The sequence below is a fragment of the Enterococcus sp. R12 genome (assembly GCF_058135755.1).
Genome location: NZ_CM176874.1, coordinates 51,162 through 76,961, shown reverse-complemented (window position 1 = coordinate 76,961; position 25,800 = coordinate 51,162). Strand labels below are relative to the sequence as shown.

At 44.0% G+C, this 25,800-nt stretch carries 23 protein-coding genes; 6 read left to right on the top strand and 17 right to left on the bottom strand.

What is annotated here, in order from left to right; all coding sequences use genetic code 11:
* Positions 1–43: 43 nt before the first annotated feature.
* From cydC to ACTW1R_RS00325, 5 genes are all read right to left on the bottom strand, one after another.
* Positions 44–1,801 (bottom strand): thiol reductant ABC exporter subunit CydC, encoded by a 1,758-nt coding sequence (gene cydC, locus ACTW1R_RS00345; protein WP_005226537.1) that lies wholly within the window; start codon positions 1,799–1,801, stop codon positions 44–46.
* The gene (gene cydD / locus ACTW1R_RS00340) at positions 1,794–3,515 is read right to left on the bottom strand and encodes a thiol reductant ABC exporter subunit CydD (RefSeq protein ID WP_005226535.1); all 1,722 of its coding nucleotides are present in this window, start codon (positions 3,513–3,515) and stop codon (positions 1,794–1,796) included. Before cydD ends, cydC begins: the two co-directional genes overlap by 8 nt.
* Entirely contained in the window at positions 3,512–4,531 is a 1,020-nt protein-coding gene (cydB, locus tag ACTW1R_RS00335) for a cytochrome d ubiquinol oxidase subunit II (protein WP_005226530.1), read from the bottom strand. The genes cydD and cydB overlap by 4 nt, the downstream gene beginning before the upstream one ends.
* Positions 4,528–5,958, bottom strand: a complete 1,431-nt coding sequence (locus ACTW1R_RS00330; RefSeq protein WP_005226527.1) for a cytochrome ubiquinol oxidase subunit I — start codon at positions 5,956–5,958, stop codon at positions 4,528–4,530. The genes cydB and ACTW1R_RS00330 overlap by 4 nt, the downstream gene beginning before the upstream one ends.
* Before the next feature lie 188 nt (positions 5,959–6,146).
* Complete coding sequence (locus tag ACTW1R_RS00325; protein WP_005226525.1) at positions 6,147–7,106, bottom strand: helix-turn-helix domain-containing protein; 960 nt, start codon at positions 7,104–7,106, stop codon at positions 6,147–6,149.
* Positions 7,107–7,201: 95 nt separating this feature from the next.
* Here ACTW1R_RS00325 and ACTW1R_RS00320 point away from each other — a divergent pair, with 95 nt between their 5' ends.
* Genes ACTW1R_RS00320 through ACTW1R_RS00310 form a run of 3 tightly spaced genes read left to right on the top strand, consistent with a single transcriptional unit; the run spans position 7,202 to position 9,309 of the window.
* Positions 7,202–8,143: an ABC transporter ATP-binding protein gene (locus ACTW1R_RS00320; protein ID WP_489927368.1), complete on the top strand. Its 942-nt coding sequence runs from the start codon at positions 7,202–7,204 to the stop codon at positions 8,141–8,143.
* On the top strand, positions 8,140–8,892 hold the full coding sequence (locus ACTW1R_RS00315; protein ID WP_005226521.1) for an ABC transporter permease: 753 nt from the start codon (positions 8,140–8,142) through the stop codon (positions 8,890–8,892). Before ACTW1R_RS00320 ends, ACTW1R_RS00315 begins: the two co-directional genes overlap by 4 nt.
* Before the next feature lie 60 nt (positions 8,893–8,952).
* The gene (locus tag ACTW1R_RS00310) at positions 8,953–9,309 is read left to right on the top strand and encodes an MmcQ/YjbR family DNA-binding protein (RefSeq protein WP_005226519.1); all 357 of its coding nucleotides are present in this window, start codon (positions 8,953–8,955) and stop codon (positions 9,307–9,309) included.
* Positions 9,310–9,417: 108 nt separating this feature from the next.
* On the opposite strand, the gene ACTW1R_RS00305 is transcribed toward ACTW1R_RS00310, so the two are convergent.
* The 12 genes from ACTW1R_RS00305 to ACTW1R_RS00250 form a co-directional block, all read right to left on the bottom strand.
* A complete protein-coding gene (locus tag ACTW1R_RS00305) occupies positions 9,418–10,860 on the bottom strand; it encodes a glycoside hydrolase family 1 protein (RefSeq protein ID WP_087626695.1) in 1,443 nt (480 codons plus the stop codon).
* A 425-nt stretch (positions 10,861–11,285) separates the two neighbouring features.
* Complete coding sequence (locus ACTW1R_RS00300; RefSeq protein WP_195961383.1) at positions 11,286–12,191, bottom strand: ROK family protein; 906 nt, start codon at positions 12,189–12,191, stop codon at positions 11,286–11,288.
* A gap of 36 nt (positions 12,192–12,227) precedes the next feature.
* Positions 12,228–13,418, bottom strand: a complete 1,191-nt coding sequence (locus ACTW1R_RS00295; protein ID WP_081116689.1) for an MFS transporter — start codon at positions 13,416–13,418, stop codon at positions 12,228–12,230.
* Positions 13,419–13,436: 18 nt separating this feature from the next.
* Positions 13,437–14,897: a DUF1593 domain-containing protein gene (locus ACTW1R_RS00290; RefSeq protein WP_349712865.1), complete on the bottom strand. Its 1,461-nt coding sequence runs from the start codon at positions 14,895–14,897 to the stop codon at positions 13,437–13,439.
* 110 nt (positions 14,898–15,007) lie between these two features.
* Positions 15,008–16,456, bottom strand: coding sequence for an FGGY-family carbohydrate kinase (locus tag ACTW1R_RS00285; protein ID WP_195961381.1), 1,449 nt, complete (start codon positions 16,454–16,456; stop codon positions 15,008–15,010).
* Between the two features lies 1 nt (position 16,457).
* Positions 16,458–17,399 (bottom strand): transketolase family protein, encoded by a 942-nt coding sequence (locus ACTW1R_RS00280; protein WP_349712867.1) that lies wholly within the window; start codon positions 17,397–17,399, stop codon positions 16,458–16,460.
* Positions 17,386–18,222, bottom strand: a complete 837-nt coding sequence (locus ACTW1R_RS00275) for a transketolase (RefSeq protein ID WP_005231740.1) — start codon at positions 18,220–18,222, stop codon at positions 17,386–17,388. Before ACTW1R_RS00275 ends, ACTW1R_RS00280 begins: the two co-directional genes overlap by 14 nt.
* Positions 18,213–19,631 carry an L-fucose/L-arabinose isomerase family protein gene (locus ACTW1R_RS00270; RefSeq protein ID WP_074934330.1) on the bottom strand — a complete coding sequence of 473 codons (1,419 nt, stop codon included), beginning with the start codon at positions 19,629–19,631 and terminating at the stop codon, positions 18,213–18,215. Before ACTW1R_RS00270 ends, ACTW1R_RS00275 begins: the two co-directional genes overlap by 10 nt.
* Positions 19,632–19,662: 31 nt before the next feature.
* The gene (locus tag ACTW1R_RS00265; RefSeq protein WP_489927367.1) at positions 19,663–19,950 is read right to left on the bottom strand and encodes a PTS cellbiose transporter subunit IIB; all 288 of its coding nucleotides are present in this window, start codon (positions 19,948–19,950) and stop codon (positions 19,663–19,665) included.
* Between the two features lie 156 nt (positions 19,951–20,106).
* A complete protein-coding gene (locus ACTW1R_RS00260; RefSeq protein WP_016608965.1) occupies positions 20,107–21,114 on the bottom strand; it encodes a LacI family DNA-binding transcriptional regulator in 1,008 nt (335 codons plus the stop codon).
* Positions 21,115–21,231: 117 nt separating this feature from the next.
* Positions 21,232–23,253: a type I pullulanase gene (gene pulA, locus ACTW1R_RS00255; protein WP_489927366.1), complete on the bottom strand. Its 2,022-nt coding sequence runs from the start codon at positions 23,251–23,253 to the stop codon at positions 21,232–21,234.
* Between the two features lie 345 nt (positions 23,254–23,598).
* Positions 23,599–24,213, bottom strand: coding sequence for a TetR/AcrR family transcriptional regulator (locus tag ACTW1R_RS00250; protein WP_175496508.1), 615 nt, complete (start codon positions 24,211–24,213; stop codon positions 23,599–23,601).
* Between the two features lie 319 nt (positions 24,214–24,532).
* Here ACTW1R_RS00250 and ACTW1R_RS00245 point away from each other — a divergent pair, with 319 nt between their 5' ends.
* From ACTW1R_RS00245 to ACTW1R_RS00235, 3 genes are read left to right on the top strand one after another with little or no spacing between them, the layout of a single operon-like run.
* Positions 24,533–24,859 (top strand): PadR family transcriptional regulator, encoded by a 327-nt coding sequence (locus ACTW1R_RS00245; RefSeq protein WP_005226473.1) that lies wholly within the window; start codon positions 24,533–24,535, stop codon positions 24,857–24,859.
* Entirely contained in the window at positions 24,846–25,436 is a 591-nt protein-coding gene (locus ACTW1R_RS00240; protein ID WP_010748498.1) for a DUF1700 domain-containing protein, read from the top strand. Before ACTW1R_RS00245 ends, ACTW1R_RS00240 begins: the two co-directional genes overlap by 14 nt.
* Positions 25,433–25,597, top strand: coding sequence for a hypothetical protein (locus tag ACTW1R_RS00235; RefSeq protein ID WP_005226470.1), 165 nt, complete (start codon positions 25,433–25,435; stop codon positions 25,595–25,597). The genes ACTW1R_RS00240 and ACTW1R_RS00235 overlap by 4 nt, the downstream gene beginning before the upstream one ends.
* Positions 25,598–25,800: the final 203 nt, after the last annotated feature.

Genomic DNA, 25,800 nt, shown 5'->3' with positions numbered 1-25,800 from the left:
ATGAGAAGAAAAGCGTCCATCACTGATTGATGGACGCTCTTTTTTATCGTCGTCCTTGGTCAATGGCCAATAAGTGTTGAAAATGTTTGTTTTCTGCTGCCAATTCGGCAGGTGTTCCGCTCATGGTCAACTGACCATCTTCAATAAAGAGCACACGGTCCATCATCGAAATTCCTTGCAAGTGGTGGGTGATCCAAATGATCGTTTTGTTCTCCAGCACTTGGAAAAAGGTTTCGAGCACACCTTGCTCCGTGATCGGGTCTAAGCCGACGGTTGGCTCATCCAATAAGATGATCGGAGTGTCTTTTAGCAAGATCCGCGCCAATGCCAAACGATGCCGTTCTCCACCAGAAAAACGCAAGCCGGCTTCATCCACCATCGTCGCCAAGCCGTTAGGCAAAGCTGCCACCATTTCTTTCAACCCGACTTGCTCCAGTACGCGCCAGACTTCTTCTTCCGAAGCCGACTCATTGCCTAGCCGAATATTATTCAAGACGGTCGTATGGAAAAGATAGGGACTTTGATTGATGACACCGATCAAGTCACTGATCGACTCACTCAATGCCGTCACAGGCACGTCGTTTAAGGTGATCGACCCTTGCGTCGGTTGCAGATCGCCTCGCAACAAGGAGGCAAATGTACTTTTCCCAGAACCGCTGCGACCAAGGATAGCTAGTTTTTGATGCGCAGGAATCGTTAGATCCAGCCCATGAAGCACTTCTTTGCCTTCAGGATACTGAAAATGCAAGTCCTTGGCTGTGATCGACACGAGGCCCGTCACTTCAGGTACTGACGGTTGCTCCATGGAGACTTGGCGATTTTCTTCTGGCAATGCATTGAAGCGATCGATAGAGTCTTTGTAGCGATTGGTTTCTTGAGCAGCAGACGGTAATGGCGCAAATGCATCAACTAAAGGAAAGACACACAGGACAAAGGCAGCGATCCAGTTGGCTGCTCCTCCGTGGTTACCTGGAAAGCGAATGCTGGTCCAAAGCAGCAATGCGACAGCGATCACTCCAAAGATGCTTTGTAAAAGAAAATCACGCCGGCGATCAAAGGACAGCATCTGTTCATCCACCGCCCGCAACTGCGTTTCCAGTTCCTTATGGGCAGCCACGTACTCGCTGCCTCTTTGAGAGAAGACCCAATCAGAAACCCCTAATACATTATCCGTCAGTGTCGTATACAAGTTGTTTTTCATGTGTTTTTGCTTTTCTTGCCGCGCGCCGTTGATGATCACCGACCAAAGCGGCAAGACAAAGACGATGATCCCTAATAGCAGCAGCATCACCAAAGCAAACCACCAAGAAAAATAGCCGAGTCCAATGATCAAGAACGCATACAAGATCCAAGCGATCACGGTAGGAAAGATCGTCCGCAAATACAGGTTTTGTATATGGTTGATATCTTCTGCCAATAAGCCCAAGATATCCCCTGTGCGATGCGCTTGCTTAAAGAAGATCGCATCTTTTTCTACTACGTTGTACAATTTCAATCGTAAATTAGAGGTCATGCGCAAGACCCAGCTATGACTGGTCAACCGTTCCAAATAGCGAAAGACTGGACGGCCGATCCCAAACGCTCGGGTCAGTACGATGGGGATGTAAACCAATAGAATGTTTTCTGGGATCGATGCCGAGCGGCTGATCAGGTACCCAGAATTAAACATCAGTGCCCCACCACAGAAAAAGGTCAAGAAGCCTAGGAATAAGGCCAGCGCCAAAACGTTTTTGTATTTTGACAAGAAAGGCTTGACCCACGTATCAGTTTTCAACGAGCGCAATAAGCCGATTTTATTCAAGCTGTTCCCTCCTCATTCCATTGACTAGTTCTGTAAAAGCACCTTGCTTTTGCTGCAGTTGTGCCAAGGTTCCTTGTTCCACGATTCTTCCTTGATCCATCACGATGATTTCATCCATTTCTTCCATCCAGTGCAAGCGATGGGTTGCAAAAAAGACTAAACGGTTTTCCATCAGCGGTAGCATCCGTTCCTTTAAGGCAACTTCGGTTTCAATATCCAAGTGAGCCGTTGGTTCATCAAACAAAAGAATCTTTCGTTGCTGGTCTAAAAAGGCACGGGCTAGAGCGATCCGTTGGGCTTGTCCGCCACTTAGATGCCGTTCCCCTTCTCCTAACATCGTGTCCAACCCTTGCGGCAGCTCTGCTAAAAGCTCAGTCAAGCCTGCCACTTCAATGGCTTTCAGTACGGCTTCTTTGGTAGCTGTCGGCTGATAAAACGCGACATTTTCCTGCAAGGTCAACCGATAGATATAAGGATTTTGCGGAATATAAATCAGCTGTTCTTGCCAGCTTGCTTGGCGAAAGGCCGTGGTCTTGGCCCCTCCGAGAGTGATCTCGCCACTGTCTGGCACGAGAAAGCCACTCAAAGTATTGATCAAGGTAGACTTGCCAGAACCGCTCAGACCGATGATCCCAATCTTTTTGAAGCCAGTCACGTTCAAGTTGATATCCGTCAAAGCCGCTTTTTCCTCGTAGGAAAACGCCAGCTGATCGATCGTTAACTGGGCGTCTTCCTGCCAACGAGGCACCGTTACTGCCGGTACTTGGGCTTCGGGCTGATGCAAGATTTCCGTCACCGCAGTCATCGCATTTTTTCCGTCTAAGGTTGCATGGTAATCACTGGAAAAGTCGCGGATCGGCAAGAAGTATTCTGGTGCTAAAATCAAGATGGTTAACGCTGGAAACAGCAAGATTCCTTCATTGATCAGCCGCAAGCCTAGCAAGACTGCCACGACGGCAATCGATAAGGTCGTGAAAAAGTCTAAGGCGAAGGTCGATAAAATACCGACTTTTAATGAAGCCATCGTCGCTTTCCGAAACCGTTCGCTGGAAGCAAAGATACTCTTGCCATATTTTTTACTGACCCCAAACAATTTCAGCGTGTCGATCCCTCGCAGGGAGTCGATGAAATGATTGGACAGTAATTGAAACGTTCGGTATTGTTTTTCCGCTTTGCTTTGCGCGGCATAGCCCAAGATGATCATAAAAATGATGATCAAGGGGAACACCAACAGCAAGACCAAGCCGGATTCCCAATCCAGATAAAAAACGAGTGCCAAAATGACCCAAGGAATGATCGACATATTCATGATTTTGGCAAGAATCAATTTCAAGTAGTTTTCGACTTGGTTGATCCCTTCCAAGACCATCGTTGTTACATTCCCCGTCCCTTGCTGTTGTGCGATCTGAGGACCGACCCGAAACAATTTCTCCAACAATTGATCCCGCAGATCGGCGGCTTGCTGGTAACTGTAATCATCGAGTCTTTTGGAACGGAAATAGATAACGGCTTGTCGGGCGATAAACGAACAAAAGAACAGCAGAATCCAGCCCCACTGTTCCTCTAATGGTCGTCCTTCCCATAAGCCAGTGATGGCACGTGCCAATCCATACGCCTGCCCAATAATGAAGAGCGCCTGCAGGAACGAAAGTCCCGCAAGCAGCCCTAAAAGTTGTTTCATTCCTGGGAGCTTCATGATTTGTTTATCAATCATTTATACCCCTCCAACGCCTCCGTATGACTGATCCGTTTACGGAAGATATAGTAACTCCAAGCCGTATAGGCCAAGACGAAAGGCAAGATCGTCAGTGAAAGATAACTCATGATCTTCAATGTGTAGCGGCTTGAAGACGCATCAGCGATCAACAGGTCATAGCTTGAATCGATCGAACTGATCAAGACTCTTGGGAATAACCCTGTGAAGATCAATGCCACCAAAGCGATCAACGTCAAGCCGCTCGCAATGAAAGCCATCATTTCTTTGCCTTTAAAGACGCCGATATTTGCAATCAGTGTCAGTACAACGATCACGAGCAACAAACCAAGCGTTGTCGCAAAATGATTTTCGAAGAAATCCGTTTGGAAGTAAAGCATCACAGCAAAGACGACTAAGCCTGCATATAAGATGCCATAAAAAATACTTGCATAGTTGCGTGCCCGTGCCCGAATCGGACCTTCCGTTTTCAAAGCGATATAGTTTAATCCGTGCAAGTAGCACAACAAAGTCAACGCGATACCGCCAACGATTGAAAAGGGATTGACGTAATCCGTAAAGGTTGCCGTCATGTTGCCATCTTCACCCAAAGGCATTCCTTGGATCATGCTGACAAACATCAGACCGAAGAAAAACGGTACGATCGTACTGCCGATCGTCAACGTCCAGTTCCAAATGTTTTTGTGTTCTTTCGGGAAGTTCGCTCGAAACTCAAAGGAAACACCGCGAATGATCAACCCGACTAAGATCAATAACAAAATCAAATAAAAACCGCTGAACAAAGAAGCATACCAGTATGGAAACGAGGCGAACATCGCTCCGCCGGCGGTCAATAGCCACACTTCATTGCCATCCCAGACAGGCCCGATCGTTTTAACGATCTGGTCTTTTTCCTCTTCATTGTGAGCCAATGTCTGCACAGACATCCCCACACCAAAGTCAAACCCTTCTAAGAAGAAGAAGCCAGAAAATAAAAGCCCAATCAACGTGAACCATAGTAATTGCAGACCGGTCATCCTTCAAACGCCTCCTTATCAAATGGGTCTTCGTACCCTTCTTGGTTGTCTCCTTGGCTGATTTCACCGAAGGCCTCTTTTTCAGGTCCATGATCCATTTCCCGTTTCACCAGATAGACCATCGTTCCACCTAAGCCAGAGAACAAGAGGAAGTAAACGATGTTTGAGATCAAGAGTGAGGTCACGGAAACGTTTGGTGACACACTATCTTCGATCGTAAACAAGCCGTAAACCGTCCATGGGTAACGTCCTAACTCCGTGATCAACCAACCAGCTGTATTGGCAATAAATGGGGTGAACAAAGTGATCGCCACTACCCAAAGCAGCCAGCGTTTTTCAAAGAGCCACGGTTTCTTCTTACGCGTAAAATACAACCCCAGACCAGAAACCAACAGCATCAAGGCACCAAAACCAGCCATGATCCGGAAGCTCCAAAAGAGTGTGTTGACCGGCGGGTAGTAATTACGGTCGCCGTAGGTTTCAATCAATTGCTGATTGACCGTATCCATCCCATCGATTGAGCCGAAGGGTTCATTGAAGGCTAAGATACTCAACATATATGGAATCGAAATACCGAAGACTTGGTGATGTTCCGCTTCATTCGCCCAAGCAACGACAGTCCAAGCCGCAGGACTCCCGGTATCTTCATAAGTTCCTTCCATTGCGGCAAATTTCATTGGTTGTTCTTCAACCAAGTATTTCATTTGTTCATCCCCGGCTAGCAAGACGGTGAATGAACCGAACAATGCCACCGCAAAACCGATCCGCATTGATTTTTTGAAGAAATCGCGGTCAATGTCTTTGTCTTTCTTCAATAGACGAAAGGCTGATAAGCCAGCAACAATGATTCCGCCCATCGTGATGGCTGCGGTGATCACGTGTAAAAACTCATACCACACTTGTGGATTTGCCAATAATGCACCGAAGTCAGTCATTTCTGCCCGGCCATTGTTCAAGGTATACCCCACTGGATGCTGCATAAAACTATTGGCAGCTAAGATCCAAAACGCCGATAGCATCGAACCAAGCGTCACCAACCAGAAAAAGGTGGCGTGCAGCTTAGGACTGACCCGATCCCATGTAAAGATCCACAATCCTAAGAACGTCGATTCTAAGAAGAACGCCAACAAAGCTTCTAAAGCCAAGGGCGCACCAAAAATATCCCCGACAAAACGAGAATAGTCTGACCAGTTCATCCCAAATTGAAATTCTTGAATGATCCCTGTCACGACCCCGACAGCAAAACTCAATAGAAAAATATTCCCCCAAAACTTCGTCATCCGGCGATATTTTTCATCTTTTTTGATCACATAAAGTGTCTCCATAATTGCAACGACGACACCAGTTCCGATCGAAAACGGTACAAAGAAAAAGTGAAAAATCGTCGTCATCGCAAACTGGATTCGCGCTAGTGTCACAATATCCATCCTACATCCTCCTATTTCATAAAAAAGTACATTAAAATAATTCTAAATAAAGAAAAATTCCAACTTCGAATATACTCCTCTAATCAGTAAAAAAGAAGCAAATTGCTTGCATTTACTGATTTTTAATCACTTCCTCTCCGATTCTTAAACATAAGGCGCTTTCATCAGCGGAATACAGCTTATTCTAGCTACTCCCAGCCAAAACGGGTTCCTTCAGAAAGCAATGGATCACTCAATAAAATCCCCGGAAACTCTTCTTTCAATACAGATGTGCTTAATAATTGATACATAGCAAACGTGTTCTTCATCCCTAATCTTTCCAGCTGATCTAACGTTTGCTGCATCAAGTCCGCCGCTTGTGCCTTATTTTGTTTTAATAGATGCGTCCAGCCTTCAAAAAACGGCATAAAGATCGCTTGTTCAATGTGTTCTTTTTCATAAACATGATCTCGCCATAAATGAAAGGTCTTTTCCGCATAATTCGCCTCGTCGAAAACAGCAAAGACAGAAAATACCGTCTCAAACGTGTTGTACAAAATATCTTCATTGCCAGGAATTTTTGCAAAGCGCTGACTCTTTTTGATGGCGATCGTCAAGCAGCGCCAAAGCAAAGCTGGCTCCATCGAAATTGCTACGCGGGCAAACAGCCGCAGCTCATAAACACCCCATGTATCGGTATTCAGCAAGTAATGCTTGGCAGAGTCCAAACAGTAATTGTGTTTCAGGTAAGCCTCCTCGATGGGCACCCCTTTAAAAAGCTCCTCTTTCATCAAGTAGTCAAAACGGATCAGTTGTAAGAAGTGGTCCAGCTCCAAGGAGTAATGCTGTTGAAAGTACGTGGTCAGCTTTTGATATTTCTTTTTTAATTTAGGTACTTCATCAATGGATTCGATCCCCATCGAACGGACATAGTCAACCATTAGCTTTTGAGCCTCCGAATGATGCTCCCCCGTATGCAGCAGCTGAAATTCGGCAAAACTCACTTCTAGTTTATCTAGCAAACGATGAAATCGTTCGCAGGAAATCGTCGTTTTGCCATTTTCAAATTGCGATAACAAAGACATCGACAATTGTTCATCCACTAATTCCTTCAACAACAAGCCTTTGCTTTTGCGAAGCTCTTTCACTGTCGCACCATAATTGTTCATTTTTTCACCTTCTTTTTCAATATATTGAAATAAGCAGTTGCTTTTCCCAAAGAGCCTTTATAGTTGAATTATCTTATAGAAACGAGGGAAAAGCTATGGATACCCATATAAAAAAGAAAATGCTTCACGTGAAACATTTACAAAAAAGCTTCAAAGACAAAACCGTTTTGAAAGAGGTCACTTTTGACGTCACTCCTGGCGAAGTATTTGTCTTACTAGGATCAAACGGCGCTGGAAAAACCACTTTAGTCAAAATTTTGTCCACTATCCTACCTTTTGACCAAGGAACCGCGCTGATCGACGGGATCGACTTGACCAAAGATCCAGCAACGATTCGCGAGAAAATCAGTCTGACGGGGCAATTTTCCGCCGTCGATCAAGAACTGACCGGGCGAGAAAACTTGCTGATGATTGCTGCCTTGCGCCATGTCAAAAACAAACAGTTTATCGTCCAACATTTGTTAGAGCGTTTTGATTTGGTGGATGCCAGCAACCGACTAGTCAAAAATTATTCTGGTGGCATGCGACGACGCTTAGACATCGCCATGAGTTTTATCGGCGAACCTGACCTGCTCTTCTTGGATGAACCAACGACCGGGTTAGACCCGCAAAACCGCTTAGCCACATGGCACATGATCAAAGAGATCGCCGCTCAAGGACGAACGATTTTCCTGACGACTCAATACCTCGAAGAAGCTGAATTTTTAGCAGATCAAGTCGCCATCTTGCATGAAGGGAAAATCATCTTGCAAGGAACACCAACGGAAGTCAAAGCACTGCATCCTTCACAAACGATGGAAATCAGCGTATTGACGAAAGAACACTTGCAGACCGTGCGACAGCATCTGTCTGACTTTCCGCTGCAAGTCAATGAGTCCAGTCTCTCTCTGGCATTTCCCGTCAGTCAAGACTTCCAGCATTCCTTCACGCTGTTGCAGGAACTCAATCAACTACCGATCACTATAACCAGTTTTAATCAAAAGAATGCTTCGTTAGAAGATATTTTTCTAACACTTGTCCAAGGAGGAAACCAATGAAAGCAATTATAGAAACCAACACCTTATTCAAACGCAATCTCTTGCTATCGATTCGCAGTATGGAGACTTTGCTAAGTGGGATTTTGACCCCAGCGATTTTAATGATCCTCTTCGTCTATGTTTTTGGGGGAGCCATGAACGTCGGCGATACCTCTTATGTCGATTTTGTCGTTCCTGGTGTTCTCGTCCAATGTATCGCCCAAAGCGCCTCCTCCGTTGGGGTAACGGTGACGGAAGATTTGAAATCCGGCATGGTGGAACGGCTGATGACCTTGAACATCTCTAACTCAGCCTTTTTAAACGGCCATGTCTTCGCCGCGACTCTTCGGAGCTTGATCAGCACCTTGGTCGTGTTGATCGTTGCCATGGTCATCGGTTTTCGCCCTCAAGCCACAGTTGCTGGCTGGGGACTCGCTTTCCTATTGATCTTTTGCTTCACCTTCGCCTTTACTTGGGTCTCCGTTCTGGTTGGTCTCATCGCCAAAAGCCCCGAGACAGCGACCTTGTTTACTGTCTTGATCACCCTTTTGCCCTACTTAAGCTCTGGTTTCGTCCCTACGGAAACCATGCCGCGCCCATTAGCCGTTTTTGCTGAATACCAACCAATGTCGCCGATCATCCATTCTTTGCGCGGGCTTTTGTTAAACTTGAAAGATACCACCTTGATCAGTGCCTTTAGCTGGTGTGGCGGTATCGTAGTGGTGAGCTGGTTCTTGGCACGGATGCTTTATCAGAAACGGTTACGCTAGGTAAAAGGAATCAATGGTATAATATAAGTAGTTTTCTATTATAAAAAGGCAGGGATACCCATGGATCTTAAAAACCGGCTGATCGCCTTCGCTCAGACCTTTAATGATGTTCAGGTCGACCATCCATTTGCAAAGTTTCCCGAGTACCAAGTCTTGCGGCACCGCAAAAGCGGCAAATGGTTTGGCTTGCTGATGACTGTAGAAAAGCAAAAATTAGGCCTAGAAGAAACGGGAATGATCGAGATTTTAGATGTCAAAGCAGCGTCCGAAATGGTTTCGATCATCAATCAAAGCCGCGGCTATTTACCCGCTTATCACATGAATAAAAACCATTGGCTCACCGCATTACTAGATGGCTCTGTATCAGAAAAACAACTCCAATCTTTGTTACGAGACAGCTATGAGCGTACCCGTTAAACCCAAATATCACCAAAAAACCGATCAACGATGCGCCTATATAGGAGCACCGTTGATCGGTTTTCTTTTATAACGGATCCTGTGTCATCCGTGAGTCTAACGAAACACTTAGGCCAACTCTTCTCCGTTTGTTGCAATGACTTGTTTGTACCAATCGAAGGATTTTTTCTTGGAACGATCCATCGTGCCGTTGCCTTCGTCATCAAAGTCAACATAAATAAAGCCATAGCGTTTGCTCATTTCGCCTGTTGAAGCACTGACAAGGTCGATACAGCCCCATGGCGTGTAACCGATCAAGTCTACGCCATCAGCGATCGCTTCCCCCATTGCTTCAATGTGGCGGCGCAAGTAATCGATACGATAGTCATCTTCGATCTTACCTTCTTCGTTAAAGGTATCAATGGCTCCTAAGCCGTTTTCCACGATAAACAACGGTTTTTGATAACGATCATACAATTCATTCAACGCGATGCGCAGCCCTTCTGGGTCGATTTGCCAGCCCCATTCACTTGCTTCTAAGAATGGATTGCGGACGCCGCCTAACAAGTTTCCTTGCACTTCATCGGCTTCTTCTGTGGTGATATCCACGGCAGAAGACATGTAGTAGCTGAAGCCAACATAGTCAACAGTATGTTCAGCAATCAAGGCTAAGTCTTCTTCGGTAATCTCAAGATCCTCTTTATTGACGCCGTGTTCTTTGTACAAACGATCCGTAAAGGATGGGTATTTTCCACGTACCTGCACGTCGGCACAGTAGTAGTTGAAGGCTTGATTATGGATCATCGTCGCCACTTGGTTGACTGGGTTCGCATCAATGCTGTAAGTCGTTGCATAAATGATCATACAACCGATCTGTAACTCTGGGTTTAATTCATGGCCGATTTTGACTGCTTTACTGCTGGCAACAAATTGGTTGTGCCACGCTTGGATCACGTTTGTAAAGTCGCTGGCACCTGTGCTGTTGACCATTCCTTGACTCAATGCGGAGAAATGGAAAGCAGAGTTGATCTCATTGAAGGTCATCCAGTATTTGACTTTGCTGTGGAACCGTTCCAAGACAACTTTTGCAAAACGTTCATAGAAATCGATCAATGCTCGATTTTTCCAGCCACCGTATTCTTTGGCTAAATGCAAAGGCATTTCATAGTGAGAGATCGTAACCACTGGCTCGATCCCGTATTTCAAACATTCATCGATCAGCGCATCGTAAAATGCTAGCCCAGCTTCGTTTGGTGTCGTTTCATCGCCATTTGGAAAGATACGTGTCCATGCGATAGAAAAACGATAGCTCTTGAAGCCCATTTCTGCAAACAACGCAATGTCTTCTTTGAAACGGTCATAATGGTCGATCCCGCGATGATTTGGGTAGGTGTATTTGTCCTCATCGATCGTCCAATCAAACGTATCACTACCTAAAATCGCTAAACGCTGTTTGCCGCCAGGCATTGCATCCGCCACTGACAAGCCTTTGCCATCGCGATCGAACGCCCCTTCTAATTGATTCGCTGCGGTCGCGCCGCCCCATAAGAAATTTTCTGGAAATTTTGCCATTTGCTCGTTCTCCTTTTGTTTTCTTTTGATAAACCTACCTAGCTGGTTACTGAAAAATCCCCGATAAAAACAAAAAACCTAAATAAGAGCCGCTGCTAAAACGAGAAGAGCGCTTTCTTATTTAGGTCTTGCCTGATCGAGTCAGTAACAATCCACGTGGGTTTTCTTTCTTTAACTATAGCACTAACTCGTTGGCTTGTCATCATAAAATCGGTTTCTTTTAAACCGTTTCCCCCGTTGAAGGTCCTTGTATTCATTTAACACTTGAACCAACGGTGTAAGAATAAACATAATCACCCTAATCGAATTCATACTCTTCTCAATCGTTGTTTCTATATTTTGTAAGGCTCTTCTATCTAGATGTCAGGACATAAGTCGGTTGTCCTTCTCGTATGGCAAATACAATTGCTTTGTCTGCTCTTTTTTTAAAGAGCCTCCTTCCCCCTCCTGAGAAATGGCGTGATTGCACCTAGAAGATTCGCTTCACTTTGAAACTTACAACCTTTGATCTTCAGTGGGGCTAACATCAAATCGATCAAATCCACTCGGTCACGCAACTCCTGATACTTCGATTGAACTTGATCGATCAAAATACTTTGTCGACTGATCCCTCCCCCAATCACGACGGTTTCTATATCGATGACCGCTTGCAGATTGATGATCAGCGTTGCAATACGTTCACAATAGTTTTCAAAAAGCAGTGTTAATTCGCAATTAGTTTCTTGTTGGATTGCTTCAAAAACAGCTGGTCCGTCATTTTCATCTTCAAGCCCTAACAATGCGGTACCTTGCTTCACAAATTCAACCGCCGAATGCGTAAAACCAGTCACATCTGAGACATTCATCAATGAAGGAGCCTGAATCATGAAGCTTAATTCACCGGCTTGAAAATGACTGCCTTCGAATAATGTATGATTTAAAATCAAACCACCACCAACACCAGTCCCTAAAATGATCGCTGCACCGTTTTTTACACCTTGCAAATTTCCCAGCCACTGCTCAGCAAGCGCAGCTGCTTTCCCATCATTTGTCAGCTCACACTGTATGCCACAAGCTTTTTCGATCAATACTTTTATCGGGACCTCATGGAGATAACCCAAGGAACCCCCAAAATAAACGATTCCTCCTTCTGTATCTACTTTTCCTGGTAGACTAAGACCTACACCTGCAATTTCGGTTTTGAATGGCTGAACAATCGTTCGGACTACTTCAAGAAAATCCTGCAAGCTTTGAGGCGTTTTTTGTTTGTCACAGGCAGATAAGCGTCCAGAATCATCTACAACACCATATTTAATAAACGTGCCCCCAACATCTATACTTAAATATTTCATTACGTTCCTCTAATTTCTATTTTTATTTGCGACTCATTAATCTAATGTCAACCGTTTGCCAATCAACAAATAAATCACCGCAAAAACCAGCATGACAGTTCCAGCAAAGATAAAAGCAAAAGCAGCACGCTCATTGCCAAACATGATCGTCGGTAACGAACCGAAATATGGGGCTAGAAAAGAACCCAGATTTGTGCCGACCATTGCTATTGAAATCGCCAAATTGATCGATCCTTTTGGTGCTTTACTCATGATCAATCCCCATGAATAAGGCAGTAGCAAGGATCCGCCAAAGCCTAAGAAAACAACGATCAGAGTAAATGTAACAAAATTCGTAGTCTGACTCAGAAAGATAAACCCAAGTCCCAGAAATAGATAGCTAATTGGTAAAGAAAAATGTTTTGTATGTTTGACGAGTTTACTGTAAAACAGATTGGCAATGATCGAAACAAACGTGTAGATCGACATGACGATACCAATGAACGAGGGATTGGCAAAGTTTTCTTCTGCGACGAAGATACTTGATTTTAGGAAAAAGACCATCAAAAATGCAAAACTGATCAGTAATGCGATCGCTTGTAAAATAACTGGTAAATTGACGGATTGCTTTGTTTTGTTCCCAATTTCTTCCTCTGACGCGACGATATCAGTAAGTTTTGGTTCATCATCTCGAGGTCCCCAGATAAAATAAAGCACTAAAGGAATGATTCCGACAAAGTTGGCAGCAAAAGCAATTTGCCAACCGCTAAACATCAGGATACCGATCAAAAAGGTAACTGCTGTTTGTCCAGCACTCTGAACGGCACTTTGTAAGCCGATCAGGCGCGCTTTTTCTTCACCTTCATAATATTCACCAATCAAGCTAACGGCTAGGGAATTGAACAAACCAAAGCCCGCACCTAGGACCAAACGGGAGATATAGATCAATGAATAGCTGCTGGAAAAGACAGGAAATATTCCTGCAAGAAAAGATAAAATCAATCCCAATAACACTGTTTTTCGTGTCCCAATCATTCGAACAAAAAAGGAACTAAGCAACACGAAAATCATTACTGTGAAGTTGGAGGCAGTTACTAATGCTTCTACCGCCGTTGCACTTTGATCGACAAACGATTCTTGCATCAAGCTAACAGTTGCTGCAATTGCGCCACTCGTTGTCAACATCAATGATAAGGAAAGAAGGGCTACTTTGAACATGAAGTGTTCAGATTTTCTATTTGTTTGCATAATTATCACTCCATCATTTTATTTTGCGATTAAAATAACTCGCTGATACGTTGTCAAAGTGCCATTCGTTACCTCTAAAATCAAATGAATTGTTTGACCAGATTGGATATTTTCTGGAATTTTCACTTCGACGGTTTCTGTGTTTTCTCGAACAAGCTTAATTGGATCAACGGGTGGTTTAGCAAGCTTTTCAGATACTTTGCCAAACAATAAGCCCATTGATTCAAATTCAGCGCCTGTGGGAACAGGTGCCGTTTGATAGGTTGATGCCTCAAAGTAATGCCACCATTTAAACGCTAAATCTCGCTGATTTGGATCAAATGCTTTTGCTTGAATCTGGACGGTTTCTCCGGGAGTAACTTGTTGATCGTTCCCCTTTTTAATAGATACAATCGGATAGTGGGCCGCTTCATCATACGTTTTGGCAACACACCAGGCTGCCCGACCTTTAAAATCATCTTGAATGTCATCGAACCATCTCGTTAAGGTATATTGTGCTTCATACCTTTGGTTATAAGGATTATAGTCCATTGCACTATTGATGTACTTGCGGGCACCAGCCACTTTTTCAAAGCGGCCGCCCCAACCGCCATAGCTAGGATCATCACTATTTCGCAGCCCATTGTTTAAGAAATAGAAGTAAGAAGGGGAATCTCCTTCTGAGATAAAATCAAAGCGCGCATAGTCTGGATTTTTTTCTAAATAGCGATCGATCCCACGCTGTTCTTCTTCAAGCTCGCCTTCTAAAACATTGCCATCTCCGATCAATGCATATTTTTTTAATAGCGGACCGTGATTGTCTCTTAGATTCAATTGCCATTTAGGCTGTAACCGTGTAGCTAGCTGAGACTCAACCATTTTCCAAGCATAGGCAAAATACCAGAAATTGAAACGATCATTGATGACTTCAATCGACCAATTTTTCTCAATGTATTCGCTATAGGTGACATCCTGATCTAAAATGATATAAATAATCACCTTTTTTTCAATTCGCTCTTTGATTGCCTGCCAATCTGGCTGATGGGCATATTTTTCCTCAATTGACTTCAATGCCCTAGCCGTTGTATTCGTTCCTCCCCACGTTTGAATGTATAGTTTGCGTGGATCCTCATCATTCATCAAATAATCCTCAATGAATTTGGAGCCTTCGGTTTCTTTGGTCATTTCTCCCGGTGAATCAATGTTGCCGATATAGTAAATACTTTTTAAGTATTCGGGAGAAGGATAATCCGCAGCGTGTATTTTCAAGTTCGGATATACCTTAGCATAAAGATCAATAAATTCATTGATCCACTCAGTTCCTGTCCACCGATACGGTTCAATGTCTTTAGCTGGATCGCCCGCATAATGATAAACTGAACTTGTCAGGACAATCCCCTCGGTATCAAAACAGTCGCTATAAAGTAAATAGCGTAAAAATGAATTCATATCATCGACTTCACCGTCGGTTGTTATAATTGTTCTGGCTTTGTTATTCATTGTTATCATCTCCTTTTCTTACAAAAATAGTGTCTTGCTTTATTAAAAATTCAGCCATCCTGTTCATTTCGAAAAAGCAAAACGAGGCATCCTGTTCCTATAATTTTCCTTTATCCTTCACTAAAAGCAGCTGACTTCTCAATGAACCGTTTCCATTTTTCATATTTCAAACGGATCACGGCCTGTTCGGCTTGCGGAACGATCGTGGTTTGCTGAATAGCTGGTTCATTCATAGTTGGATTAGCAACAAGCATCGTGCCGATGGCTGAAAATTCTTCGACTTCGCTGACGATGACGGGTTTATTGATCAAAGTCGCCAATAAGCTCATCAAGGCGCGGTTTTTCGAAACACCGCCATCGATCATTACTTGATTGATCAGTCGTTCAGCGACTTCTTCCATCACATCGATCACTGCTTTGATTTGAAAAATGATGCTTTCTAAAACGGCTTTCAACAGCTCATGAGTCGTCGTTGTGCGTTTCATGCCGACAAAGCTGGCAGTCATCGTATTATCCCAAAAAGGGGCACCCATTCCTTGCAATGCTGGGATAAAATAGATGTCTTCTTGACTGTCATTGGTCAGCACTTCTTGACAAATCTCAGCTACATCTGGCAGCGGAGCCACTTGCTCACTGAACCAGTTGATGGCGTCACCACAGGAACGGATGATGCCTTCTAGCGCAAACGCTGTTTCCTGGCTAGTTTGCCAGCCGACCGTCGTCAAAATGCGGCGATCTCGCAACGTCTGCTCCTGCTGCACTTGCATCATGATCGAACAACCGGTACCCATCGTGATTTTTACATCCCCAAGGCTTTGACAACCTTCCCCGAATAATGCCGCTTGTGAATCGGCTAAGATTCCTTTGATAGGGATTCCGTGATAGTTACCGAAAACCGTATCAGCAGGTTTGATCGCTGGCAAGTCTGCTAAATGGATGCCAAAAAGTTTGACGAGTTCTGCATCCCAACGGCCCTCTTCAATATTGTAAAACAATGTTCGGCAAGCGTTGCTGGCTTCTGTCGCAAATACCTTCCCTTGCGTTAAATTCCACAACAGCCAGCTGTCCATCGTACCGATCGCCAACTCGCCAGTTCCCGACTTTTCCTTGATAGCCGATAATTCTTGTGCCAGCCATTTCACTTTGGTGCCAGAAAAATACGGGTCTAAGCGTAAACCGGTCTTTTGATTGATCGTCCTTTCCCAGCCTTGTGCCGTCAATTCTTCACAAATCGCGGCGCTGCGGTTGCATTGCCACACGATCGCATTGTACAAGGGATTACCAGTCAATCGGTCCCATGCAACGATCGTTTCTCGCTGATTGGTCAAGGACAAGGAAACGATTTGACCTGCAGTGATCGCTTGTTCTTGAAACACTTGTGCCAGCAATTCTTGGACATTTTGCCAAATCTCGAGGGGATCATGTTCGACCCACCCGACTTTTGGATAAATTTGGCGATGTTTTTTATCGTAACGCTGCAGGATTTTCCCTTCTTGAAACAGTAAGAGCTTGGTACCGGATGTACTCTGATCTAAAACCAGCTGATAGGTCTTGTCCATCTTAAGCTCCTAGAAACGCAACCGCTGTTTTCGCTATGGAGGCACCGTCTAATCCATAATGGGCAAACAGTTCTGACGAAGAACCAGTAATCAAGGCTTCATCCGGAAAAGCAATGATTTTTTGTCGAATGTCCGTTTCTTCTGTCAGTGTTTCCGCCACGGCAGCTCCTAAGCCGTTGTATTGGCTGTGTTCTTCCACAGTGATCACGGTGCCTGTTTCTTTCGCCACTCGTTTGACCGTTTCTGAATCAAAAGGCTTCAAGGAATGAACATTTAAAACGGTAGCAGTGATACCTTGTTTTTCCAATAGCTCAGCAGCATCCAACGCTTGGCGCACGGTTTCACCGGTGGCGATCAATGCGACATCTTGGCCGCTTCTCAGCTCAATGGCTTTGCCGATCTCAAAAGGATAATCTGCAGAATCATAGCAATCTTCAACAGGATTGCGACCGAGACGGATATAGGCTGGTTCATTAGATGCCGCTAAGGTTTTAAACATTTGGATCGTTTCAAAGCGATCTGCTGGCAACAGCACTTGCAAATTAGGGATCGCTCGTGCCACTGCGATGTCTTGCAAGGAATGATGACTCATGCCTAATGCCCCATAACTGACACCGCCGCTGATGCCTACGAGTTTGACATTCTTATTCGAATACGCGACATCGACTTTGATCTGCTCGATACTGCGCATGCTGAGAAAACAAGCAGGGGAGGCAACGAAAGGGCGTTTGCCCATATGGGCTAAGCCAGCCGCAATACTGACGATGTTTTGCTCTGCGATCCCTACTTCCACCAATTGTGTCGGTAATTCCTTGGCAAAAGGTGCTAACGAAGCGGAACCACGAGAATCACTGGTCAACACCGTGATCGCAGGATTCTTTTTTCCTTCTTCAATCAATACGTCGCACATCGCTTGGCGATTGGCAATATTATTTTTTCCCATGAGTCAAAACCTCCATTTGCTGATCAAGTTCGGCAATGGCTTGTGCAAGCTCTTCTGCCGTTGGCACTTTATGATGCCATTGCGCTTGATTTTCGGCTGCAGAATAGCCTTTGCCTTTGATGGTTTTAGCAATGATCAGCTTCGGTTGATTGGGCTGATGCGGTTTTTCTAATGCAGCCACCAAGGCAGCCATATCATTGCCATCAACGATATGCACATCCCAACCAAAGGCACGCCATTTTTCATCTAGCGGCTCCACTGCCATCACATCTTCCGAGGCTCCAGTGATCTGCAAGCCGTTGCGATCAATGATGGCGGTCAAATTGTCCAGCTGGTAGTTGGCAGCCGCCATGGCTCCTTCCCATACCGAGCCTTCTGCTAATTCGCCATCTCCCAACAACGTATAGGTTTGATACGTGCGGTGATCCAGTTTGCCTGCCAAGGCGATCCCTACTGCGACGGGTAAGCCGTGACCTAGCGAACCAGTATTCATCTCAACACCAGCTACTTTATTGTTTGGATGACCGATCAGTCTTGAACCAAATTGCGAAAAGGTGGCTAATTCTTCTTTCGGCAAAAAACCTTTGTCCGCTAAAACGGCCCATAATACTTCTGCAGCATGTCCTTTACTTTGGATATACTGGTCACGATCTTGCTTTTGAGGATCTTTCGCATCGACATTCATTATCCGATAATACAAGGCCACTAAAATATCGGTACAAGAAAGATCCGAACCAGTATGACCCGTTTTTGCTTGATAGATCAGCTCTAACACGGATTTTCGAATCGTTAAAGCCTTCATCTCCAGCTCGTTTATTTCCATGATTGATCCCCTCTCAAGTATGCTTTGACGTCTTCTTCGATTGGATCATAAAAATCTGGCTGCACACCGATGTATTTGCACGCTTCGTACAAGATCGGCACCACATTTTTTCTGACCGCCGCAACATGATGAATATAAGGGCCTTCAACGAGTTTGAATTCCAAGCGATTCAAATTCGCAAATTCCAGGTAGAGATAGGTCCCTTGATTGTATGGGCCATCGATCCCTTTACCAGTACCCATCAGCAGTGAGTACTCGCCGTTGTCCCCATCAAAGCGACACAGCGTATACTCGTCTTTGATTGCCCGAAAAGCGACTGATCCTGGATAGTCAAAAACAAAATGTCGTTGCGGCAAAATTGGTTTGGTCTCCGCGGTGGAATAAGCAAAAACTCCTAAGTGCTGCAGCAATTCGCCATTCTCGTTTTCTGGATGGCGGCAATTGACATCCGCAAAGATCGCACGGTGTTCCCCCAACGAAGCGGCTTCGACCAACAGTTCCGAGATCGCCCCATGGACATCCGTCTCACAGACAAAAGGCAAGCCTTCTTCTTGTAACAGCGACAAGGAGGCATACGGTAAAATACCGATTTCGTCTTGTAAGGCCGTCCAACACTGGATGACTCCTGCATTGCAGCCGTAGCTTTCACATAAGTTTTGCAAGGCCACTTTAAGGGCTGCCACCATCTCCAAATCTTTCGCCGAAATTTGGACTTCCGTATTGGTTTCGAAATAATCAATGACTGCTTTCAATTTATCTGGCTGCTGTTCTTTGACTTTCTTGATTTCTTGCACCACTTCTTGGATCGGTACTGGTGATAGCGAGATATTGAAACGCTCCAATAGTTCGCCTTCGTTGCAGATCACGGTCCAAAAATCAAAGGGGCGTGGGCCAACTTGCAAGATTCGTGTTTGTTTGAAGGTCTTGACGACATTGCAGACTTTGATAAAGTCTTGCAAGCCGCGGGCAAATTCTGGTGAATCAATATCAGAATTTTTGACATAGGTGAAAGGTACCTTGAAACGGCGCAAGACTTTCCCAATAGCGAAAAGACCGCATTGCGTATCCCGCAAACGTGAACCGTCGGCGGCTGGCGTCTCATCTTTAGGTCCCCACAGTAAGACGGGGACATCTAGTTTTTTGGCTAAACGAGCACAGGCATATTCCGTACCAAAGTTTTCATTGGCTAGAAAAAGACCGTCGATTTTTGCTGCTTTGAATTTTTCGGCGATTTTTTCAACCCCTTCATCATCGTATAGTAAGCCGTCTTCATTGATATCTAAAATATCTACATAATCAATGGCGAGTTCGTCCATTTTTTGTCGTGTCAGATTGGCGTACTCAATGGCTGCTTCTGCACTAAACAAATTTCTTCTAGTCGGGGCGAACCCGATGGTTACTTTATCCATAAAACCACCCTTTTCGTTTTAGTATATTTAGCTAAATTTTTATTTCTTCGACGATTCGTGCTACATTTTTAATTAGAAATTCCTCATCCGTCAGTAAAACGATTTTTTTATCAGGAAAGGCTGCTGCGACTTTCGCTTGATTGAAGCGGGTTTGAGGAGCTAAAATCAAAAAATCATAGTCATTCCCCACCATAAATATTTCTGAAAAAGGCGCGGAATTGACTTGGTAATGCTGATCATCCGCTAGTTGTTCTTTGATCGCTTTGACGAGCAGTGCGCTGGAGAGTCCAGTGGCACAAAAGAGACCGATCTGTGTCATCTATTCACTTCCTCAAAATGTAATCCCTTACTTTTTACACCTTAAATATAGCACAAGCTAAATATTTTGCAATAGTTTTAGATAAATATTTTTGTTAAATAACTAAAAAAGGACAAAACGCTTGCTAAACGTTTTGTCCTTCTTCTTATTTTTTTCTTAATTGATGCTTTCGCGTTCGACGATCGTCGTGGCGACCAGCATTTTCAGATGGTTTTCATCTTCACTCGTGATTTTCTCGATCAAGCGTCGCACGGCTTGGCGACCAAGGTATACTTTATCTACTTTGACGGTGGTCAGCGGTGGGTTGCAAAATTCCGCCAAAGGAATATCATCGAACCCAACAATGGTCAACGGATGATCGGGAAACACTTCGCGAATGGCTTTCATGGCACCGATGGCGATATTGTCATTGACCGCAAAAAAAGCGCTTGGCAACGGTCGCTGATCGGCACGCAAGGATTCCAAATAGACCTTCATGTCTTGATAGGAGCCTTCCAAGGTGGGTTCTACTAAGGCTTCCGTCTCTTCATAATGGATCAGATCATGCTCTTGGATCGCTTGGATGAACCCTTGCTTGCGTTCCCGAAAGTTGTTGATTTGAAAGGTTGAATTGATGATGCCGATGTCACGGTGGCCTTTTTCGATCATCTTTTCAACGATCTCATAGGCACTGTCACGATTATTGATGGCGACAAAATCAAAGTCCTGCGAATTAAACACCGTATCTAAAATCACTAACGGTACTTCCAAATGGCGAAAGACTGCTAAATCTTGTTTTTCCAATTCCGTTCCTAACAATAGCAAACCATCTGCTAATTCTGGACGGATCTTTTCAATCGGGTCTTCTTCTGGTGCCAGTGTGATATGGGAAATGACCAGTTCATAGCCTAACGCACTGCACTCCATTTCGATTCCTCGGATCAATTCAGAAAAGAAAGGCGTATCCCCTACGACATTTCCTTGTTTGTTCATTACGACAAATTTGATTTTTTGGCTTTCCGTTTTTTTAATTTCTCGCTGATCAAAATACCCCATCTCACGAGCGATCTTCAAGATCGCTTGCCGTTTTTGTTCACTGATCCCCTTACGATTGTTGATCGCATTAGAGACTGTTCCGCTGGAAACGCCAGCTTTTCGGGCAATATCAGAGATCACAACTTTCATTTGCTCACCGCTTTCTGCTTCTCATTCTGTTAAAAGTATAGCAAAAGAATTGTTTTTTTACTACCAAAAAAGCTAAAACAAACTAAAATTTTTAGTTTGTTTTAGCTTCTACTTTGATTAGTTACTTTGTTCCGCCAAAATGCAGAAGGACAATGGGTCGATGGTTATCCTTGGCGCTGCTACGCCGCGAGAAGCGATCCCAGCTCCTTTGGGGTCAGCAACGAGGTGCCAAGAAGTATTTTCTGTTGCCGTCGGTAAGTCAAAGGACCAGCTTTCTTCCGTGCTGTTGAGTAAAACGAACAAGGAACGCCATGGATGCTGTTCGTCACGATTGGGTACTTGATACGCCAAGCGATTTTCATCCTTTGTCTCATAAAAGACCATGCTTTCAGCCGTTTGGGTCGTGGTATCTCTCAATGGTGCATAGGACTGCCGCAATGCCCACAAGCCCCGATACAGCTCGCGCAATTCTTTGAAGGTTTTAGCACGTCCCCAATCCAGCTGATTGACTGCCAGTGGCGAACGGAAGGAATTTTCATCGCCTTCTTTGGTACGGCCAAATTCTTCCCCAGCTTGAGTCAGCACGGCTCCTTGGCTAGTAAACAAAATGGCTGCTGCTAGTTTGTTACGGGCTAAAAGCTCAGGATCAAAGTCATAATTTCTTTCCTTCGCTGAAGCCTGCATGGTTGCCACCAGTTTGTCCCATAAGGTCAAATTATCATGGACTGACGCATAGGCAATCACTTGACGGGGCGATTTTGCCCAACGCTCGGCGCCTTCTTGTCCAGCAACTTTCGTATTTCCTTGAATCGCCGTTGCCAAATTTGCCGCATAAAAGGTTTGCTTGACTTGCGGTTGACCATTCATTCCTTGAATAAACGCGCCGTCTGTTTCTTCAAAGACATCGCCTTTGATACTGTCTCTTAAATCATTACTAAAAACCGCAACGCCTTCTGACAGTGCCCAAACATTGCTTTTATTCGCTGGGATATTCGGCTGAATAATTTGATTGCTGCCGGCATCCCATGGTTCGCCGTATAAAATCACATGGCTGAAGCCGGCAGCATCTAGGCGTTGCCGCAATTGGTTCATGGTTTCCACATCGATCAAGCCCATCAAATCAAAACGAAAGCCGTCGATTTTGTATTCTTGCGCCCAATATAAAACTGAATCAATGATAAATTTGCGCATCATTTTCCGTTCAGAAGCCACTTCATTGCCGCAAGCAGAACCGTCTGCAAAATTCCCCGCATCATCTTGGCGGTAGTAATAATCAGGCACCGTTAAATTAAACCACGATTCTTCTGTGATCGCAGTGTGATTGAAGACCACATCCATTACAACGCCGATGGCTTCTTCATGCAGCGATTGGATCATTTGCTTGCATTCACGAATCCGCGCCTTGGGATCACTAGGATCAGAAGCGTATCGTCCTTCAGGTACATTGTAATTTTTCGGATCATAGCCCCAGTTGTAGGCAGACGAAGTTTCATCATTGTCAAAATCGAAGATCGGCAGCAGATGAACATAATTGATCCCCAACTCTTTTAAATAGGCCATGCCAGTTGGTTGACTTTCATCTCCCACCAGATGGGTCTTTTTTTCAGTGAAGGCTAAATATTTTCCGCGATTTTCTGGTGAAATCCCGCTGTTTTCGGCGCCGATGAAATCTTCGACATGCAATTCCCAAATATAGGCATCTGTGATCGATTGCTGACCGACACCGTGAGTCTCCTGCCAGCCTTCAGGATCTGTTTCCTTTAAATCAATGATGGCCCCACGGTTCCCGTTGATCCCTACTGCCTTGGCATAAAGATCCACCGCTTCGACTTTTTGACCGTCCCGTTGAAATTCAAACGTATAAAATAGCTCTTTGACGTTTTCTTCCGTCGTGACTTGCCAACAGTTGTCTTCTTGGACCATTGGCAGCGTCAGCAGGCGATCGTCAGCCCCAGCGACACCGCTTTGATAAATCAATAATGAAACGGCCTCTGCTTCTGGTGACCAGCATTTGAACGTGGTTTGCTGTCCTTGAAAAGTCACACCAAGATCATTCCCGTGATACGTATGTTCTTCTAAAAAACCGATCCTGCGATCGATCGCAATCTTTTTTTCTCCATACTGCGTGTTTTGTCCCATCAAAATTCCTCCATTCAACGTTGCTAACTATAAAACCCAGTTACTTTTCTGCTATTTCTACCTTCTCATATTTCTTGAAAATTGCCAACAATAAGCCGCCTTTTCTTTGACCTAAAAATAAGCCTTAACACTACAGACAAGCCCTTTTCTTATTTTGCTAAACGACTCCACACCTCTTTTTATCAAAAGAAAAACCCCCACTCGTTGAACGGCTCTTAAAGAATAGCTATTGCTTCTAATCTTTAAGGTCAATGCTCCGATGGGGATTGTTGAAAAAGAAGAAATCAATAATGGCAATGATAGCTGTCACAATATTCTGAAATCTCTTCCTCTCTTTCTCGCTATCTATTGATCACTTACAGCTAGACCTGATTCGAGTAAGGTTTTAGGTAAATCACCTTGATAAAAATCGATTGGTTCATGAAGGACTCGCTGCCAATAATTTTGTGTCTCTTTCAAAAAATTAGCATTATCTTGCGTATTTCCTTCTCGAATAAACAGCAATACCAACCCACTAAAAAAGATCAAGGCTTCTTCATGATATTTTCTCAGATCGCTTTTATGCGCACATTGAAAAACAGCTGATTCAGCAATTGCTTCTTGAAAATAAGCAAAAGAACGCTCTTTTATGTAAGGACCACAGCCAATATCATTTAAAAAAAGTGCGAAAAAGAGGTTACGATTGCGGCTGGCAAATACGTAATAGTCCTGCCAAAAGCTGTATAAGGAATCGAGTGTCTCTTCTGACTCTTTTTTTGTTTCGTGAATGTCGCGAAACACATCATCAACCATCGCCTGTTTATAATTTTGCATGTTTGAAAAATTTAAATAGATCGGTTGGGTCGATGTTCGTGCATATTTAGCAATGTCGCGGACAGTGATTGGTCGATAAAGATATTCCACCAGATATTTTTTTAAGCAATTGATCAAATATTTTTTCGTAATCGTTGCTTTTCTCATAATACCCCTTCCTTTCTGGACGTCACCAATTCTTGCTGATGTTCGTCTCATTCACTTTGACTACTTGCAGCTTTTAGAAGCACAACCAACGCCCATTTTCTTACTGAAAGTAATCTTTATACTTCTACTTTAACAAAAAAGAGCACGTTAACCTATACTTTCCGCCGATTTTCTTAATTTTATTTTTTATTTTTGACCATTTTATTAAAGAAACTCTTGTTGTCTTATGGTGCTCAGACTTAAGGCTGATTTTGACTGGTGCTGCTTGTGGAATGATACTATGTAATGTATAGTATGAGTATGAACAGGAGGAGAGCCTTTGGATGCCCAATTAAAAAAAGGATTATTGGAAATTTGTGTGTTGGCTTATTTGCAGCATGGTGACTCTTATGGCTATGAATTAGTCAAAAACATATCTCCTTTACTGCCAATCTCAGAATCAACGCTCTATCCTATCTTGAAGCGCTTAGAAGCCAGCCGAGCGGTTGAGACTTATAATAAAAGCCATCAAGGACGGACCCGAAAATATTACCGCTTGACCAAAATCGGAAAACAGCGGATCGACGATTTTTTAACCAACGACTGGCCCCAATTGACATTGATCCAGCGATTTATTAAAGGAGGAACATTAGATGAACAGAGTTGATTTTATCAAGGCATTGGCTGCGGAATTATCTGAAAAAGTCAGACCTAGCGAGATTCATCAGCTGATCAACTATTATGACGAGATGATCGAAGATTTGATGGAAGAAGGATACACCGAAGAAGAAGCCGTGGCACGCCTTGGCTCCCCAAAAGAACTGATCCAAGCAGTTACCGAAACGGAAGAGGTCGTAGTAGAGATTCCCCGCCGCTTTCATCCCTTTTTGCTCTTGATTTTAGTACTGGGCTTCCCATTGTGGGGCAGCCTCTTGTTAAGTGCCGCTTTGCTGATCCTAAGCTTTTTAATAATCATCTGGTGTGTGCCTTTCACCACTGGCATGATTGGTGTCACTACGTTTATCGGTGGGATCGCCAGCGTTGTCTTAAGTCCCATGCTGATGGCGGATGGTTTCTATCTCTTTTTAAGTCAGTTAGGCATGGGGATTTTCTTATTTGGTTTAGGGCTGCTTTGCCTGATCGCCACTTATAGTATGAGCCGACCTTTTTCACGTCTTACCCACTCCCTTGTTGTTTGGCCGAAATCATTTGTTCAAAACTATCGAAAGAAGGCAGTCCTATGATCAAAATCAATAAGCGCTTTTTCGTTTTTCTCAGTCTGTTGTTTATTATTCTCGGACTGGTCATCACCTTTATCGGTTTTTCAATGTCAGGCTACTCACCTGATGCCTACCATATTGAGCATCGTCGCTGGTATCAACTCGTTGGTTTCTATACGGAATAACAGACGGAAAATAATTATAAGTTGATTTTTTCGTCAGAAAAACTAGCAATTTGCATTAATTTCATGTATCGGTGAAAAAATTGAACTTCTCTTTTTGACGGAACCATATTACTATATAGGTACATCCTGTATCCTATTTCATAGGGTAACCAGAAAAACCCATACCATCCTATGGGTTTTTTTGCTGTCTATAAAAGCAAAAA